Origin of the sequence: Nonomuraea sp. LP-02, from assembly GCF_036289125.1 — a bacterium.
Lineage (GTDB): Bacteria > Actinomycetota > Actinomycetes > Streptosporangiales > Streptosporangiaceae > Nonomuraea > Nonomuraea bangladeshensis.
In genome coordinates, this window is record NZ_JAXCLK010000001.1 from 5,803,150 (window position 1) to 5,818,282 (window position 15,133).

Below are 15,133 nucleotides of genomic sequence, written 5' to 3' on the forward strand. Positions count from 1 at the left end.
GCTTATGGTGCCTTATCGGACTTTGATGGTGAACTTCGTCGTTCCGACGGTCACGTTCATGCCCACGGTCCCCTTGGCCCGGCGCGGCTTGGTGGTGAACGTCAGCGTCACCTTCGACCCCCGCGCGACCTCGGCGACCGTGCAGCGGACCGCCGTGCCGCTCACCCGGCAGCCGTCCGGCGCACCCACCACCCGCTGCCCGCCGAACGTCCGGGCCGCGATCTTGACGTTCGTGACCGGGTACGGGCCGGTGTTCCTGAGCGTCACCGTGTAAGCCTTGCGGCTCTTCGCCGCCGCCGCGACCGAGATCTCGGCCGGCGGGTTGGCGAGGGCCTTGAGCTCGTCCTCGGTGCCGTTGAAGACGTCGCCGCCCCCGGCGAGCGGCCCCTTCTCCGCCGACTGCCAGAAGGTGTGGGACGTCCAGCTCTTCGGCAGCTCGCCGGGGTCGGCGCCCCAGCGGGCCAGCCACAGCGGGTGGGCGGCGAAGGCCGCCGAGTCGCCGGTGCACGTCCGCCACCAGCTCGTGGTGGTGTAGATGATCGCCTGGAGGCCGGTGCGCTGTTTGTAGCGCTTCGTGAACGCCTTGAGCCAGGCGACCATGTCCTTCGCAGACAGGTCGTAACAGGAGTTCTTGCCGTTCTTGTCGCGGTACGGATTGTCCTCGACATCGAGCACGCCGGGCAGGGTGCGGCCGTCCGCGATCCAGTCGCCGCCGTTCTGCAGGAAAAAGTCGGCCTGCGTGGCGCCGTCGGATTCATGCGGTTGCGCAAAGTGATAGGCCCCGCGATACAGACTGGCCGACGCGGCGCCGCCGAACTGCGCGTCGAATATCGGATTGCGGACGTTCGTGCCCTCGGTGAGCTGCACGAACGCGAACTTCCCGCCTCCTTCGGCGACATTCGCCCAGTCGATCTCGCCGGTCCAGTTGCTGACGTCGACACCGGGCACCCCGTCGGCCGCGTACGCGGTCGCGCAGCTCCCCATAATCCCCGACACCGCGATTACCGCTAATAGCCCCAGACGTTTCACGCGGATGATCCTTACGAGATCTGACAGAACTCCGCAAGGCCGGAAACATCAATAAACCGCATCAGGTCGCGCGCGCCCGCCGGAGGGCGACCGCCGAAATCGGCCCCCGGGAACCGGGAAACCGCACGTCAGAGGCCCTGAAATCGCCGTCCGCGACACCCCTCGGCACGTGGCGTTTCCGCAGGTCAGAGCCGTTTATGAACGTGACATTCGCGTTTGCCAAAGCCGCTTCTTCCTGCACAAACTGGTGCAGATCCCGACCAACCGAGCCCCGACCAGGGGTTTCTTCGTCATGCCCGCAGGAGACCGACCGCCATGATCCACGCTCGGGCGTTGACCCGTACGTTCAAAGTCAAGAAGGAGAGGGTGGAGGCCGTCCGCGGCCTCGACCTCGACGTCGAGGCCGGACAGCTCACGGCCTTCCTCGGCCCGAACGGCGCGGGGAAGTCGACCACCCTCCGCATCCTCACCACCCTCCTGCCCCCGACCTCCGGCACCGCCACGGTGGCCGGGCACGACGTGGCCGCCGAGCCGGCCGCCGTGCGCTCCCGCATCGGCTACGTCGGCCAGCACAGCAGCGCCGGCGAGGAGTTCCGCGTCCGCGACGAGCTGGTGACCCAGGGCCGCTGCTACGGCCTGCACCACAGGGAGGCCGCCGCCCGCGCCGACGAGCTGCTCGACCTGCTCGACCTCGCCCCGCTGGCCAAGCGGACGCCCGGCACGCTCTCCGGCGGCCAGCGCCGCCGCCTCGACCTCGCGATCGGCCTCGTCCACCGCCCCGACCTGCTCTTCCTCGACGAGCCCTCGACCGGGCTCGACCCGAAGAGCCGCGCCGAGATCTGGCAGCACATCCTCCGGCTGCGCGAGGCGTACGGGACGACGTTGTTCCTCACCACCCACTACCTGGAGGAGGCCGACACCATGGCCGAACGGGTGGTGATCATCGACAACGGCCGGGTCATCGCCGACGGCACCTCGGAGCAGCTCAAGAACGACCTGGCCGGCGACCTCATCACGCTCACCACCGGCACCGCGGACGACGCCGCGCGGGCCGTCGCGGCCGTCGGCGGCACCGCGGAGGGCACGACCGTGCGCCTGCGGGTCCCGAACGCCGCCGCCGCGCTGCCCGAGTGCCTGCGCACGCTCGACGCGAAGCTGGTCGAGGTCGTCACGGCCGAGACCGCCCGCCCCACCCTCGACGACGTTTTCCTCGCCCTGACCGGAAGAAGCCTTGCCGATGACGACATTCCTGCGTGACACCGCCACCGTCTTCTCCCGGGAGGTGCGGCCCGCGCTGCGCAACCCGGTGGCGCTGGTGTTCGAGATGGGGCAGCCGCTGCTGTTCCTGTTCCTGTTCGGTGCGCTGCTGGACGGCGCGGTCGGCTCGTCGTGGCAGTGGTTCGTGCCGGGGATCCTCGTGATGATGTGCCTGACCGGGCCCATGTCCTCCGGCTACTCGCTGCTGGTCGAGCTGATCGGCGGCTCGATGGAGCGGCTGCTGGTGACGCCGCTCAGCCGGACCGCGATGCTGGTCGGCCGGGCGCTCAAGGCGATCGTGCTGCTGCTGGTCCAGGCCGTGCTGATCATCGTGATGGCGATCCCGCTCGGCTTCGAGCTGCACGCGGCCGGGGTGCTCGCGGGGCTGGCCCAGCTCGTGGTCTTCGGGGTGGGGCTGGGGGCGTTCTCGTTCGTGCTGGCACTCAGGTCGGCCCCCGGCGGCACGCTGTTCTACGTGGTCAGCCAGTCGATCCTGTTCCCGCTGCTGCTGCTGTCGGGCGTGCTGCTGCCGCTGGAGAGCGCCCCGGCGTGGCTGCGGGCGATCGGGCAGGTGAATCCGGTGACGTACATCGTGGACGCGCAACGGGCGCTGTTCGCCGGCGACCTCGCCGACCCGTCGGTCCTGTACGGCACCGCGTCCGCCTGCCTGATCGCCGCGGCCGGCCTCGCCCTGGGCGTCAAGGCGATGCGTAAGGGCCTGATCAGGGGCTGATCGCGAGGAACAGGAACGCCGCGAACAGCACCAGGTGAACCCCGCTCTGCATGAGCGTGGCCCGCCCCGGCACGACCGTGAGCGTGGACACCACGACCGTCAGCGCGAACAGCACCAGGTGCGTGCCACCGAGCCCCAGGAACAGCGGCCCGTCGAGCCAGATCGAGGCCACCGCTATGGTCGGGATGGTCAGCCCGATGCTGGCCATCGCCGAGCCGTGCGCCAGGTTCATGCTGATCTGGACCTGGTCGCGGCGGGCCGCCCGGACGGCGGCGATGGTCTCGGGGAGCAGGACCAGCAGCGCGATCGCGACGCCGACGACGGCCTGCGGCAGCCCGGCCGCCGACACCGCCGCCTCGATGACCGGCGACTCCACCTTGGCCAGCCCGACCACCGACACCAGCGCGACCAGCAGCAGGCCGAGGCTGGCCAGGGCGGTGCGGCCGGTGGGCCGGGGGGCGTGCTCCTCGGGGTCGAGGGGTGCGCCGTCCCTGGCGACCGGCAGGAAGTAGTCGCGGTGGCGGACCGTCTGCGTGATGACGAAGAGCCCGTACAGCGCGAGCGAGACCACCGCGGCGAAGCCGAGCTGGGGGCCGGAGAAGGCCGGTCCCCCTTCGCTCGTCGTGAACGTCGGCAGCACCAGGCTCAGCGTGCTGAGCGTGGCCACCGTGGCCAGCGCCTTGCCGGTGCCCTCGGCGTTGAACGCCGCGGTCCGGCGTTTCAGCGTGACGGTGAGCAGGGAGAGCCCCACGATGCCGTTGCAGGTGATCATCACGGCGGCGAAGACGGTGTCGCGGGCCAGCGTGGACGTCTGGTCGCCGCCGGAGATCATGAGGCTGACGATGAGCGCCACCTCGATCACCGTGACGGCCACGGCGAGCACGAGCGAGCCGAAGGGTTCACCGACGCGGTGGGCGATGACCTCGGCGTGGTGCACGGCGGCGAGCACCGCGCCGGCCAGGAGCAGCGCGAGGACGATCACGAGCGGGCCGGCCGGTTCGCGGCCCCAGGAGAGCCCGAGCGAGAGCAGCGCCAGGGCGGGGATGAGTACGGTCCACAGTCGCGCGATGTTACGGATCAGGTACAGGGTGTGCCCCCACTTTTGCGGCCGGAACGGGACTTTTCACCCCAATAATGCCTTGACTTCTCCAATGCTTTGACATGAAAGTGTCCGGGTGGCCCACTTGATCGCGACGAGGATCGTGCCCTGGATCCCCGTGGCGCACCGCCTGGACGTCATCCGCACCGGTGAGACGCCACCGCTCGAATCGACCACGTCGGCGTTCGTCCTCGTCGCCGACGGGCTCGGCAGGACCCTCATGACCTACGTCGACAGGGAGGGCCGCGGCTGGGACATCCCCGGCGGTCACCTGGAGCCGGGCGAGAGCGCCGTGGAGGCGGCGGTCCGCGAGCTGCGCGAGGAGACCGGGCTGAGCCTGCCGGCCGCCGCGCTGACCGCCTTCGCCTGGCAGCGCATCGAGCTGCTGGAGCCGCCACCGGCCGGCTACCGCTACCCGTCACTCGCCCACATGGCCGTGTTCCGCGCCGTCCTGCCCGGCCCCGGCGCTCCCACCGCGCCGCCCCCGGGCTCCGAGAGCACCCGCGCCGACTGGCTGCCGCGCGAGGAGATCGCGCGCGTGTGCCCCGACCACGTCTGGCGGGTCCTGATCTAGAGGGACCTGGCCCGCTCCAGGTCGTCGGGGCGGTACACCCGCTCCGGAATGGTGGCCAGGGTCGACGGGTGGACCTGCGGCCCCAGCCCGTACAGCTTCTGGAAGCTCATGATGAGCGGACGCCAGGCGTCGGGGTCGATGTGGTCGTCCGTGCCGGCCAGTCTGATCCCCTCGTGCGCCCACACGCGCTGCACCCGCACCTCGAAGGCGAGCGTGCCGCCGCCCTCGCCGAACGGGTGCACCGCCTCGACCACGGTCTCCATGGCGACCGGGCACTCGGCGGCGCGCGGCGGCGCGACCGTCTCCGACGGCACCGGCGTCAGCCCCGCCCGGCCGAACTTGTCCGCGACATGCCGGTAGCCCCGCTCCCACTTGCGCTCGGGGACGGGGTCGCTGCCGGTCGTCAGCGCCAGCCGGTCCACGGCCGGGGCCAGGGCATCGGACGGCAGGTTCAGCACGCACTCGCGGGTGCGGAGCAGGTTCTGCGCGGTCTTGGCGCGTGCGCCGAGGCCCAGCAGGCCGCGCCAGCCGAGCCAGAAGGCGGACGACATCGGGGCCAGGTTCGGCGAGCCGTCCTCGTTGAGTGTCGAGATGAGCACGACCGGGGTGCCGAAATAGAGGATGTTCGGCTCGATGCGGACGTGCTCGCCGACAGCGGCGGTGGTGGTGTCGCTCATGCGTCCCACTGTCGCGGCCGGTCACCCCCGCTCGCTGGCGGCGATCGGACGTCTCAGCGGGAGGGTCCGGTGGGCTCGGGGCGGTCCGGCGCCGGGCCGGAGGCGCCCCGGGCGCTCACTGCTGACGGCCATCCGGCGGCGGCGCGAACTGGCCGTAGCGGACGTCACGGGTGGGGTCGGCGGGGTGCTGGCTGGGCTGGCCGTACTGGTCGTAGTGGCTCTGCTGGCCGTAGTGACCCTGCTGGTCGTACTGACCTTGCTGGTCATACTGACCTTGCTGGCCGTAGTGACCCTGCTGGCCGTACTGGCCGCCGGGGCCGTACTGGGGGCCCGAGCCGTACTGGGGGCCGGAGCCCTGCTGGGGGCCGGGGCCCTGCTGGGGGCCGGGGCCGTACTGCGGGCCTGAGCCGTACTGAGGGTCGTACTGCGGACCGTACTGCGGGCCGGAGCCGTACTGGGGGCCGGAGCCGTTGACCTGCTGGCCGTGGCCGGAGCCGGCGGGAAGCTGGTGCTGCTGCCACGGGGGCGAGGGCACCGCGTTGTACGCGGGCTGCGCCGGCGGACCGTAGGAGACGCCGGGCCGCTTGCGCCGCGTCAGCACCCGGGCCAGCACCAGGGCCAGCACCAGGAGGACCAGCACGCCGCCGCCGATCAGCACCCACATCATCATGGGCTTGGGCGACTCGTCCTTGCCCGCCGTGATCGCCGTCTGCGACTCGCTGATGTACTTGGCCACGTACGGGTGGTTCGGGAAGAGCGCCTGCACCTCGCGGAACTTCGGCAGCGCGTCCTCGTAGTAGTTGCGGAAGTAGTCGTTCAGCGCCTCGTTGTAGCGCGTGGTCGTGGTCGCCTGGGCGGCCTTGATGTTCTTCTCGCCGAGCTTCTCCTTGATGATGCTGACCGGCAGCACGAAGCTCTCGCTCTCCGACGCCTCGCCGCCCTCGCTCACCGTGCCCGCGATCAGCATGCCGATGACCTTGCCGTCCTTGCTGAACACCGGACCGCCGGAGTTGCCGTGGTAGGACGGGGCCTGGGTCTGGATGTACGGCACGCCGGTCTGCGTGGAGCGCTTGGCGTTGTACGGGCCCTCGGTCAGCGCCGGCTCCAGCTTCGACTCCAGGCTGAAGAACGGCGTGTTCGTGACCAGGCCGGGGAAGCCGCTGATGTAGAGCGTGTCACCGGTGCGCACGTCGGCGTCCTCGCCGAGCGGCACGGTCGGCAGGTTCTGCTGCCCGTTCACCTTGAGCAGCGCGAAGTCCTTGCCGGGGTAGCTCTCGCCCACCGAGACCAGCTCGGCGGGGACCGCCTTCGCGGTCTTGTCCACGCCGCCGCCGGGCAGGCTCTGCAGCACCGACAGGCTCTGCTTGAGCCCGCGCAGCCGCATGTGGGTGCTGTTGAAGGTGATGTAGATCTGCTGGGCGAGCTTGACCATCTCCTCGTCGGCCTCGATGCCCTGGAGGCCCTTGATGATCTCCTTCGCGTCCTGCTCGTTGAACTTCGCCAGCGCCTGCTGCGCGAAGAGCTGGTTGAGCTCGGTGTCGCCGACCTGGACGCAGTGCGCGCCGGTGACCATGTAGCCGTCCGGGGTGACCCACCAGCCGGTGCACATGCCGCCGACCTCGGCCTCGACCGTACGCTCCGGGGTGGTTTCGACGAGGTAGGCGTCGACGTCGGCGGCGATGCGCTGGAAGAGCCACTTGGCGATGCTGCGCTCGTCGGAGGCGATCTTGCCGTTCTGCACGGCGATGACGGCCTGCTGGGTCAGCTGCTGGAAGGCGTTCTCGTTGATCGTGCTCGTCGGGACGGCGACGGTGCCGGTGTAGGAGAAGCTGGTCAGCTGGACCGCCGGCTGGGTACGCGCGGCCAGCCAGGTGCCGACGGCAACGTCAGGTCGCTGGTCGGGCGACTCGCCGTCGGCCGCCGCGGGGGCCGCGGGCAGCGCGACCGCCAGGACGACCGCCGTACTCGCGGCGATCTTCGCGAAGGTTTTTCTGAAATATCCGCTCACGGTCGGCCATGGTGCGGTATCGCTCTTGTCCATGGCTTGGAGCCGACTTGGGAACCAAGACGGCGGGCGGATCAGGCCGCGGCCCGATCAGGGCGCGGGCGGCGGGGACGCGCTCACCACATCGTAGAGCGCGTGGAAGAGCGGCCAGGTCAGCGCGGCCATCCGGGCGGGCGACTCGGGGCATCCGCGCTGCAGCCAGTCGGCCGCCACGCCGTATATCGCCCCCGCCGTGAACGCGGCCGGCACGTCGTGCGCCTCGCGGACGTGCTCGCGCACGCCGTCGGTCAGCCGGCGGCGGATGTGGTCGGCCACCCGCGCGCTGCCCTGCGGCCCGAGCAGGCTCCGGTAGAGCCCGGCGTGCTCGGCCAGGCTGGCGAAGAACGCCTCCAGTGACCGGGTCGCCTCCCCCTGGAGGTCGGCCGAGTCGGGGCGGGGCGTCGGCAGCGACCTGGTCAGGCCGTCGATCATCGCCGTGCAGGCGGCCTCGGCCAGCTCGTGGACGTCGCGGTAGTGGTCGTAGAAGGCCGTACGGCTGACGCCGGCGCGCTCGGCCACGTCGGAGACGCCGATCCTGGACAGCTCCCGCTCCTCGACCAGCGTCAGGAGCGCGCGGGCCAGAGCCGACCGCGTACGGAGGACACGCCGGTCCATGGACGGGGTTCTGCTGTCTTTCATGCCGGACACATCCAGCAGTTTACCTTTAGCTGACATGTGTCAGTTAACTTGCAGATGTAAGGTACTGTGGTCAAGTCCGACCGCCGGGAAGGATCATCGCGAGATGCGCATTTGTGCAGGTCAAGCCAGCGTACGCGAGCAGGGAGAGGCCCTGTGGACGTTCTGATCGTCGGCGCGTCCGCCGCCGGGCTGAGCACCGCGGAGGCGCTGCGCCGGCTCGGCCACGAGGGCCGGCTGACGCTGCTGGACGCCGAGCCCCATCTCCCCTACGACCGGCCGCCGCTGTCGAAGCAGGTGCTGGCCGGAGCCTGGGAGCCGGAGCGTGCCCGGCTGCGCGGCCAGGCCCAGCTCGACGCCCTGGAGGCGGAGTTCGTCCGGGGCGAGCGCGCCGTGGCGCTGGACGTCGCCGGGCGCGCGGTCACCACCGGCTCGGGCCGGGTCCTGCGCGCCGACGCCGTGGTGCTCGCCACCGGCCTCACCCCGTGCCGGCTGCCCGGTCAGGACAGCCTCGCGGGCGTCCACGTGCTGCGCGGCCTGGACGACGCCCTGACCCTGCGCGCCCAGCTCACCGCCGGCACCCGGCTCGTGGTCGTCGGCGAGGGCGTGCTGGGCGGCGAGATCGCCGCCACCGCCCGCGGCCTCGGGCTGGAGGTCACCCTCGCGGGTCTCGGCCCGTCCGTGCTCGGCGACCAGCTCGGCGCGTTCGTCAGCGGCCTGCTCACCCGTACGCACGCCGCGCGCGGCGTCCGGCTGCGGCTCGGCGTCGCGGTGGAGAGCCTGGAGGGCGAGGGCGGCCGGGTCACCGGCGTGCGGCTGGCCACCGGCGAGACGCTGCCCGCCGACGTGGTCGTGGTCGCCATCGGCTCCCGCCCGGCCACCGGCTGGCTCGACGGCAGCGGCCTCGCCCTGGGCGACGGCGTCGAGTGCGACTCCCGCTGCCGCGCCGCCGAGGGCGTCTACGCGGTCGGCGACCTGGCCTCCTTCCATCACGAAGGGCTCGGCAGGCGGCTGCGCCTGGAGAACCGCACCAACGCCACCGAGCAGGCCCAGACGGTCGCGGCGAACGTGCTCGGCGCGGACCGCCCGTACACCCCGATCCCCTACTTCTGGACCGACCAGTACGACGTCAAGATCCAGGCCCACGGCCTGCCGTCGCCGGCGGCCGAGGTGACCGTCGCCGAAGGCGACCCCGAGCAGCACCGTTTCGCCGCCCTCTACCGCGAGGGCGGCCAGGTCACCGCCGTGCTCGGCTGGAACATGCCCAAACAGGCCCGTCTGCTGCGCCAGCAGGCCCTGCTCCAGCCGCTCACGCCCGCGTGACCCGAATGTCCGACCCCTCAAGGAGAAGCTGAATGAGCATCGACGAGCAGGTCCTGCCCTACCCCATCCCGAACGACGCGGCGCTGAAGCCGCCCGCGGAATGGGCCGAGCTGCGCGGGAAGTGCCCGGTGGCGCACGTCGAGCTGCCGAGCGGCGACCGGGCCCGGCTGCTGACCCGCTACGAGGACGTCCGGCAGGTGCTGGCCGACCCGCGCTTCACCCGCCAGCTCAACGCGCCCGACGCGGCCCGGCTCTCGGCCGATGGCGGCGGCGTGTTCAACAGCGAGATGGCGATGATCATCCCCGACAGCGGGGAGGAGCACCAGCACTGGCGGCGGCTGGTCAGCAAGTGGTTCACCGCCAAGCGGATGAACGCCATGCGGCCCGCGATGGCCAAGATCGCCGAGGACCTCATCGACGAGATGGTCGAGCGCGGCGCGCCGGGCGACCTCAAGGCGTCGCTGGGCTTCCCGCTGCCGGTGTACGTCATCTGCGACATGCTGGGCGTGCCGGCCGAGGACCGCGACCGGTTCTCGTACTGGTCGGACACTCTGCTCAACCTCACCCGCTACGGCAAGGACGAGACCGAGGCCGCCCAGGCCGAGTTCTTCCAGTACATGACCGACCTGCTGGCCGGCAAGCGCGCCGAGCCTGGCGACGACCTGCTGAGCGAGCTGATCGCGGCCGGCGGCCCCGAGAACGGCGGGCTCAACGACCTGCAGATCCTGGTCACCGGCATGGCGCTGCTGGTCGCCGGGCACGAGACCACCGCCAACATGATCGGCAAGATGGTCTCGATGCTGCTCGCCGACCGCCGCCGCTGGGAGGCGCTGCTGGCCGACCCGTCGCTGATCCGCACGACGGTCGAGGAGTCGCTGCGCCTCGACGCCAACTCCGGCTTCGGCCTGCCGCGCTACCTCAAGGAGGGCACCGAGGTCAGCGGCGTCGAGCTGCCCAAGGGCACCACGGTCATCTGCAGCATGGCCGCCGCCAACCGGGACGAGAGCGCGTTCGAGGCCGCCGAGGAGTTCGACCTGACCCGCAGCCCCAACCCGCACCTGGCCTTCGGCGCGGGCGCGCACTCCTGCCTCGGGCAGGCGCTGGCCCGTACCGAGCTGCAGGTCGTGCTGGAGGTGCTGCTGCGCAAGCTGCCCACCCTGGAGCTGGCCGCCCCCGAGGCGGAGCTGGAGCGCGTCGAGGGGCTGGCCGTCGGCGGCCTCCGTACCGTTCCGGTGCGCTGGTAACCGTTCGGATTTAGGAGACATCTGCCATGAAAGTGACCATCGACGAGGACAAGTGCTGCGGCGCGGGGCAGTGCGTGCTCATCGCGCCGGAGGTGTTCGACCAGCGTGACGAGGACGGCATCGTCGTCCTGCTGAACGCCGAGCCGGGCGCCGGCCAGCACGCCGCCGTGCGCGAGGCGGCCGCGGTCTGCCCCGCGTTCGCCATCGAGGTGAGCGAATAGCGGCGAGGCGGCTTGTTTCCGCTTTGCGCAAATGGGCAGCACTCGACTGTCAGGTTATGAAGCGTTGACCTGCCCCAGGGTCAGGTCGCCAAGCGACAGGAGCGTGCAGCGTGGCAGTCACCGGCATCATCTCCGCCCTCATCATCGGGCTCGTCATCGGTGTTCTCGGTCGTCTGGTCGTGCCCGGACGCCAGAGCATCCCGATCTGGCTCACCATCGTGATCGGTATCGTCGCCGCGCTGATCGGCACCGCCCTCGCCGCCGCGTTCGGGGTCGCCGACACCAAGGGCATCGACTGGATCGAACTGATCCTCCAGGTGGTGCTCGCCGGTGTCGGCGTGGCGCTGGCGGCCGGGATGTACGGCCGCCGCCACGTGCGGTAAGCAGCCGGAGCGTGTCCCCCTCGCCGCCGTCACCGTACGGCGGCGAGGGGGCTTTTCCTTTGTGATGATTCGACCAACTTGTACGTGTTAAGCGATCTGCAACCGTTCGGCACGTTCACGCGCGACACTTGACTGTGTGAACGGCGTCCGAGGGCTGCTCGCGGGCACATGTCGCCAGCCGTTCCGCCGACGTCGAGGACGGAGGAAGGATGGACAGACCGGCCGCCATGACGCTGCCGATCGACGCCGACCTGGCCAGGATCCGCCAGGCCGTGCGCGGCTTCGCCCAGGAGGCGGGGCTGGCGGGTGAGCGGCTCCAGAACCTGGTGCTCGCGGTCAACGAAGCCGTCACCAACGTCCTCGACCACGGAGCCGGCACCGGCTCGGTCCACCTGTGGCGGACGGATCACGGCGTACGGGTGCAGATCGTCGATCCGGCCGGGCGGCTCCTGCCCGCCGACCTGGACCGTTCGCCGCCCTGGCCGCCCACCCACGGGATGGGGCTCTGGGTGATCCGCCAGGTGTGCGACGAGGTACGGCTGGACCATCCGGAAGGCCACTCCCGGCTGGAGCTCTTCATGGCCTGCCCGCCCGTCGCGGCGCCGGCCGCTGACGCGCCCCCGCGTGACACCCGGCCGCCGACGCCGCGGCACCTGCTGCGACTGCACCGCCACGCGCCGGACCCGGACGACTCCCCCGAGGACGGCCCGGAGCGCTCCCGCTTCCAGGACGCCGCCGGCCAGCCCTGACCCGTCACCGGCCGGCGGTGGCGTGGTCCAGCTCGACCACGATGTGGGGCTCCAGCGCCGCCAGGAAGTCCGCGGCGTCGAAGATCTCCCCCGCCGAGGCCACCCCGGCGGCCTTGGTCCGCCCGGTGAGGATCCGGTGCACGGCCTCCACGTCGAGCGGGGCGCTGACGGCGTAGATGTCCTGCCCCCTGGCCACGGCCCGCCGCTCGGCCGCGCCGGCGCGCACCCGTACGTCCACGACGAACGACTGCGCCGAGCGCCCGAGCTCGTCCACCGCGACCGGGGCCGGCGTGTCGGCGCCGGAGAGGTCCTTGGCCGCCTCGACCGTCATGTACGAGCACACCTCGGGGATCGCCAGGTGGCTCGGCACGGTCACGATGTCGGCCATCGAGAACTCGCCGATCACGTCGCGCTCGCCCGCGGGCTCGGGGAACGACCACGTGCCGGTCGGCGCGGCGTCGTCGCGGTACTCCAGCCGCCCGCCCGCGTAACGCACCCGCCGGCCGCCCCGCCGCCGCCGGGAGACCGCGCCCGCGTCACGGGTGCCGGCCGTGGGGTGCCAGCTGTCCAGCCCGTACGCCACGTGCGCCGAGTCCGCCTCCCGCCACTCGCCCATGGCCGCCGTGACCAGCAGGTCGCCAAGACCGCCGTAGAAGGCCATCGCGGGCACGACCACGGCCCCCGCCTCCTTGGCCCGCTCGGCGAACAGCTGGAACGTGTCCAGGTTCGCCTCGATCTCGGCCGCCACGTCCACGTACGGAACGCCGGCGCGCAACGCCGCCTCGATCACGGGGCCGGCGGTGTCGGCGAACGGCCCGGCAGCGTTGATCACCGCGTCGGCCCCGGCCAGCGCCCGGTCCAGCGCCGCCGGGTCGTCCACCGACGCCTCACGGACCTCCAGCTCCGGGTACTCGGCGGCCAGGTCCCGCAGCTTGCCGCCGTCCCGCCCGGCGAGGACGGGCACGAGCCCGCGCCGCAGCAGCTCCGCCACCACGAAGCGGCCCGTGTGCCCATATGCGCCGTAAACCGTGATCATTACAACTCCCTTGCCGCCGGAAAGCCTCACCCCCACATCGTGGCGCGGCAGGTGGTCACCGCACGAGCGTCCGAAACGACATGATGCGTACAATTCCGGACGTGAGCACAGTAGCGATAGCCGTCGCCGACGGGATCCTGCACTTCGAGCTGGCCCTGGCCTACGAGCTGTTCAGCGGCGCGCCGCCGATGCCGGTCAGCCACTGGTACGAGCCCGTGATCTGCGGCGCGGCACCCGTACGCGCCGACGGCCGTTTCCTGCTCGAACCCGACTGCGGGCTCGACCGGCTCGCGAGCGCCGACACCGTGATCGTCCCCGGCTGGGCCGAGGTCGACGTGGACCCGCCGGCCGACCTCGTCGCGGCCGTCCGCGCCGCGTACGACGCCGGCGCGCGGGTGGCCTCGCTCTGCACCGGCGCGTTCGTGCTGGCCGCCGCCGGGCTGCTGGAGGGGCGGCGGGCCACCACGCACTGGGCGCACGCCGAGGCGCTGGCCGCCCGCCACCCCGGCATCGAGGTGGACGCCGACGTCCTCTACGTGGACGAGGGCAGCGTGCTCACCGCCGCGGGCAAGGCCGCCGCCCTGGACCTGTGCCTGCACCTCGTCCGCCGCGACCACGGCTCGGCGGTCGCCAACGCGATCGCCCGGCGGCTGGTCGTCGCGCCGCACCGGCCCGGCGGCCAGGCCCAGTTCGTCGCCACCCCCGTGCCCGAGCCGGACGGCCACCCGCTCGGCGAGCTGCTCGGCTGGACCGTCGAGCACCTGGACCAGCCGCTGACCGTGGAGGACCTCGCCCGCCGGGCGAACCTCAGCTCGCGCCACCTCGGCCGCCACTTCAAGTCCATGACCGGCACCACGCCGCTCCAGTGGCTGCACACCCAGCGGATCCGGCGCGCCCAGGAGCTCCTGGAGACCACGGACGACAGCGTGGACGCCATCGCGGCGGCCACCGGCATGGGCACCGCGGCCACGCTCCGCCGCCACTTCAACCGCACGGTCGGCGTCCCGCCGGACGCCTACCGCCGCACTTTCCGCAGCGGCCGGATCGCCGGCTGACCGCGTACGCTGATGATCATGACTGTTCCGCTCAGCGACGCCGCCCGGCGGCTCCTCGACGCGCCCAACGTCGGCGTCCTCGCCACCGTCAACCCCGACGGCAGTCCGCAGACCTCCGTCGTCTGGATCGGCACCGACGGCGACGACGTCGTCATCTCCTCCCAGGCCGGCCGGCGCAAGACCCGCAACCTGGAGCGTGACCCGCGCGCCAGCCTGTGCGTCTTCGACCTCGCCGACTCCGACCGTTACGTCGAGGTCCGCGGCACGGCCACGGTCACCGTGGACGAAGGGCGGCGGCTGGCGGTGTCCCTGGCCGAGCGGTACGAGGGCGAGGGCGCCGGCGAGGAGTACCTCCGGCTCCCTCCGGAGGCCGTCCGCGTCGTCATCCGCCTTACCCCGCAGCGCGTGCTGGGCCAGGTGACCTGAGTTAGCGTGGCGGGGTGAGGCGTTACAGTAACGGCCGCCTGGCGGCGGTCCTCTCCGGCGGGTACGCCGCGCTGGTGTCGCTGCTCGGCGTCGTCTCGGTGGTCATCCTGCTGACCGTCCAGGACCCGATCCTGCTGACCGCCGCCGCCCTCGTGGCCGTCACCTTCCCCCTCGGGCCGCTCGTGTGGTGGGCCTGGGACGCGGTCCCGCCAACGCTCAGGGAGCCCGTCCTGCTGATCGTGATCCTCACCGTGGTGGGGTTGCTTCAGGCGTACGTGCTGTGGCGCTTCACCCGGGGCCGGGCGCTGGAAGCATGAAGCTCGCCGCCCTGCCGGGCGACCATGACAAGCGGGTCTGGGACGTGCTGTGCGCCGTGGCCCTCGCCGTGCTGGCGGGTCGTCCCTACCGTCCGAGACAGTCGATCGCGGCCGGCGCGGCGCTGGCCATCGCGGGCGGCGCGCTGGTGCTGCTCCCGGTGGTCGCCTCAGCGCTCGCGCCCGAGGTCCGGGGCAACGGCGGGCACGCGAACGAGGGACCTCTGGCGATGATGTTCTGCTGGTCCATCGGGCTGCCGGTGCTGTTCGCGGGGCTGGTGCGATGGGGTCTGCTCCGGACTTCGCCATCGGGCCGGCGGGAGACCGGCTGAG

General features: G+C 71.8%; 18 protein-coding genes. 12 read left to right on the forward strand and 6 right to left on the reverse strand.

The annotated features are described in order from the left end of the window. Positions 1-12: 12 nt before the first annotated feature. Positions 13-1,029 (reverse strand): GH25 family lysozyme, encoded by a 1,017-nt coding sequence (locus tag SMD20_RS27195; protein WP_329586298.1) that lies wholly within the window; start codon positions 1,027-1,029, stop codon positions 13-15. A 315-nt stretch (positions 1,030-1,344) separates the two neighbouring features. Between SMD20_RS27195 and SMD20_RS27200 the strand changes: the two genes are divergently transcribed. Continuing rightward, positions 1,345-2,286 carry an ATP-binding cassette domain-containing protein gene (locus SMD20_RS27200; RefSeq protein WP_329586301.1) on the forward strand — a complete coding sequence of 314 codons (942 nt, stop codon included), beginning with the start codon at positions 1,345-1,347 and terminating at the stop codon, positions 2,284-2,286. Beyond that, on the forward strand, positions 2,267-3,019 hold the full coding sequence (locus SMD20_RS27205) for an ABC transporter permease (RefSeq protein ID WP_329586304.1): 753 nt from the start codon (positions 2,267-2,269) through the stop codon (positions 3,017-3,019). Before SMD20_RS27200 ends, SMD20_RS27205 begins: the two co-directional genes overlap by 20 nt. Here the strand turns inward: SMD20_RS27205 and SMD20_RS27210 are convergent. Beyond that, positions 3,009-4,001, reverse strand: coding sequence for a calcium:proton antiporter (locus tag SMD20_RS27210; protein ID WP_329586307.1), 993 nt, complete (start codon positions 3,999-4,001; stop codon positions 3,009-3,011). The two genes, SMD20_RS27205 and SMD20_RS27210, sit on opposite strands and share 11 nt — an antisense overlap. A gap of 193 nt (positions 4,002-4,194) precedes the next feature. On the opposite strand from SMD20_RS27210, the gene SMD20_RS27215 reads away from it, so the two are divergent. After that, positions 4,195-4,692, forward strand: coding sequence for an NUDIX domain-containing protein (locus SMD20_RS27215; protein WP_329586310.1), 498 nt, complete (start codon positions 4,195-4,197; stop codon positions 4,690-4,692). Here SMD20_RS27215 and SMD20_RS27220 read toward each other — a convergent pair. The 3 genes from SMD20_RS27220 to SMD20_RS27230 all read right to left on the reverse strand — a co-directional run bounded on the left by SMD20_RS27220 (position 4,689) and on the right by SMD20_RS27230 (position 8,052). Then, positions 4,689-5,369: a flavin reductase family protein gene (locus SMD20_RS27220; protein WP_329586313.1), complete on the reverse strand. Its 681-nt coding sequence runs from the start codon at positions 5,367-5,369 to the stop codon at positions 4,689-4,691. The two genes, SMD20_RS27215 and SMD20_RS27220, sit on opposite strands and share 4 nt — an antisense overlap. A gap of 115 nt (positions 5,370-5,484) precedes the next feature. Beyond that, positions 5,485-7,377 (reverse strand): S1 family peptidase, encoded by a 1,893-nt coding sequence (locus SMD20_RS27225; protein ID WP_329586316.1) that lies wholly within the window; start codon positions 7,375-7,377, stop codon positions 5,485-5,487. 87 nt (positions 7,378-7,464) lie between these two features. Then, the gene (locus SMD20_RS27230) at positions 7,465-8,052 is read right to left on the reverse strand and encodes a TetR/AcrR family transcriptional regulator (RefSeq protein WP_329586319.1); all 588 of its coding nucleotides are present in this window, start codon (positions 8,050-8,052) and stop codon (positions 7,465-7,467) included. Positions 8,053-8,205: 153 nt separating this feature from the next. Here SMD20_RS27230 and SMD20_RS27235 point away from each other — a divergent pair, with 153 nt between their 5' ends. The 5 genes from SMD20_RS27235 to SMD20_RS27255 all read left to right on the forward strand — a co-directional run bounded on the left by SMD20_RS27235 (position 8,206) and on the right by SMD20_RS27255 (position 11,969). After that, complete coding sequence (locus tag SMD20_RS27235; protein WP_329586322.1) at positions 8,206-9,372, forward strand: NAD(P)/FAD-dependent oxidoreductase; 1,167 nt, start codon at positions 8,206-8,208, stop codon at positions 9,370-9,372. A gap of 32 nt (positions 9,373-9,404) precedes the next feature. Further along, positions 9,405-10,616 carry a cytochrome P450 gene (locus SMD20_RS27240; protein ID WP_329586325.1) on the forward strand — a complete coding sequence of 404 codons (1,212 nt, stop codon included), beginning with the start codon at positions 9,405-9,407 and terminating at the stop codon, positions 10,614-10,616. A gap of 26 nt (positions 10,617-10,642) precedes the next feature. Next, positions 10,643-10,837, forward strand: a complete 195-nt coding sequence (locus tag SMD20_RS27245; RefSeq protein WP_329586328.1) for a ferredoxin — start codon at positions 10,643-10,645, stop codon at positions 10,835-10,837. 110 nt (positions 10,838-10,947) lie between these two features. Further along, positions 10,948-11,220 (forward strand): GlsB/YeaQ/YmgE family stress response membrane protein, encoded by a 273-nt coding sequence (locus tag SMD20_RS27250; protein WP_329586330.1) that lies wholly within the window; start codon positions 10,948-10,950, stop codon positions 11,218-11,220. A gap of 209 nt (positions 11,221-11,429) precedes the next feature. Beyond that, complete coding sequence (locus SMD20_RS27255) at positions 11,430-11,969, forward strand: ATP-binding protein (protein WP_329586332.1); 540 nt, start codon at positions 11,430-11,432, stop codon at positions 11,967-11,969. A 4-nt stretch (positions 11,970-11,973) separates the two neighbouring features. Here SMD20_RS27255 and SMD20_RS27260 read toward each other — a convergent pair whose 3' ends face one another. After that, a complete protein-coding gene (locus SMD20_RS27260; RefSeq protein ID WP_329586335.1) occupies positions 11,974-13,005 on the reverse strand; it encodes a saccharopine dehydrogenase family protein in 1,032 nt (343 codons plus the stop codon). A 101-nt stretch (positions 13,006-13,106) separates the two neighbouring features. Between SMD20_RS27260 and SMD20_RS27265 the strand changes: the two genes are divergently transcribed. Genes SMD20_RS27265 through SMD20_RS27280 form a run of 4 tightly spaced genes read left to right on the forward strand, consistent with a single transcriptional unit; the run spans position 13,107 to position 15,132 of the window. Continuing rightward, positions 13,107-14,060, forward strand: coding sequence for a helix-turn-helix domain-containing protein (locus tag SMD20_RS27265; RefSeq protein WP_329586338.1), 954 nt, complete (start codon positions 13,107-13,109; stop codon positions 14,058-14,060). Positions 14,061-14,078: 18 nt separating this feature from the next. Then, positions 14,079-14,486, forward strand: a complete 408-nt coding sequence (locus tag SMD20_RS27270; protein ID WP_329586341.1) for a PPOX class F420-dependent oxidoreductase — start codon at positions 14,079-14,081, stop codon at positions 14,484-14,486. Positions 14,487-14,500: 14 nt separating this feature from the next. Continuing rightward, complete coding sequence (locus SMD20_RS27275; protein ID WP_329586344.1) at positions 14,501-14,803, forward strand: SCO4225 family membrane protein; 303 nt, start codon at positions 14,501-14,503, stop codon at positions 14,801-14,803. Then, complete coding sequence (locus SMD20_RS27280) at positions 14,800-15,132, forward strand: hypothetical protein (protein WP_329586346.1); 333 nt, start codon at positions 14,800-14,802, stop codon at positions 15,130-15,132. The genes SMD20_RS27275 and SMD20_RS27280 overlap by 4 nt, the downstream gene beginning before the upstream one ends. Position 15,133 lies beyond the last annotated feature (1 nt).

What these genes read in the sequence shown, in the direction of transcription:
- SMD20_RS27260 (WP_329586335.1), bottom strand. Translation starts at nt 13,005, where the DNA reads ATGATCACGGTTTACGGCGCATATGGGCACACGGGCCGCTTCGTGGTG.
- SMD20_RS27240 (WP_329586325.1), top strand. Translation starts at nt 9,405, where the DNA reads ATGAGCATCGACGAGCAGGTCCTGCCCTACCCCATCCCGAACGACGCG.
- SMD20_RS27205 (WP_329586304.1), top strand. Translation starts at nt 2,267, where the DNA reads ATGACGACATTCCTGCGTGACACCGCCACCGTCTTCTCCCGGGAGGTG.
- SMD20_RS27270 (WP_329586341.1), top strand. Translation starts at nt 14,079, where the DNA reads ATGACTGTTCCGCTCAGCGACGCCGCCCGGCGGCTCCTCGACGCGCCC.
- SMD20_RS27245 (WP_329586328.1), top strand. Translation starts at nt 10,643, where the DNA reads ATGAAAGTGACCATCGACGAGGACAAGTGCTGCGGCGCGGGGCAGTGC.
- SMD20_RS27220 (WP_329586313.1), bottom strand. Translation starts at nt 5,369, where the DNA reads ATGAGCGACACCACCACCGCCGCTGTCGGCGAGCACGTCCGCATCGAG.
- SMD20_RS27230 (WP_329586319.1), bottom strand. Translation starts at nt 8,052, where the DNA reads ATGAAAGACAGCAGAACCCCGTCCATGGACCGGCGTGTCCTCCGTACG.
- SMD20_RS27280 (WP_329586346.1), top strand. Translation starts at nt 14,800, where the DNA reads ATGAAGCTCGCCGCCCTGCCGGGCGACCATGACAAGCGGGTCTGGGAC.
- SMD20_RS27255 (WP_329586332.1), top strand. Translation starts at nt 11,430, where the DNA reads ATGGACAGACCGGCCGCCATGACGCTGCCGATCGACGCCGACCTGGCC.
- SMD20_RS27200 (WP_329586301.1), top strand. Translation starts at nt 1,345, where the DNA reads ATGATCCACGCTCGGGCGTTGACCCGTACGTTCAAAGTCAAGAAGGAG.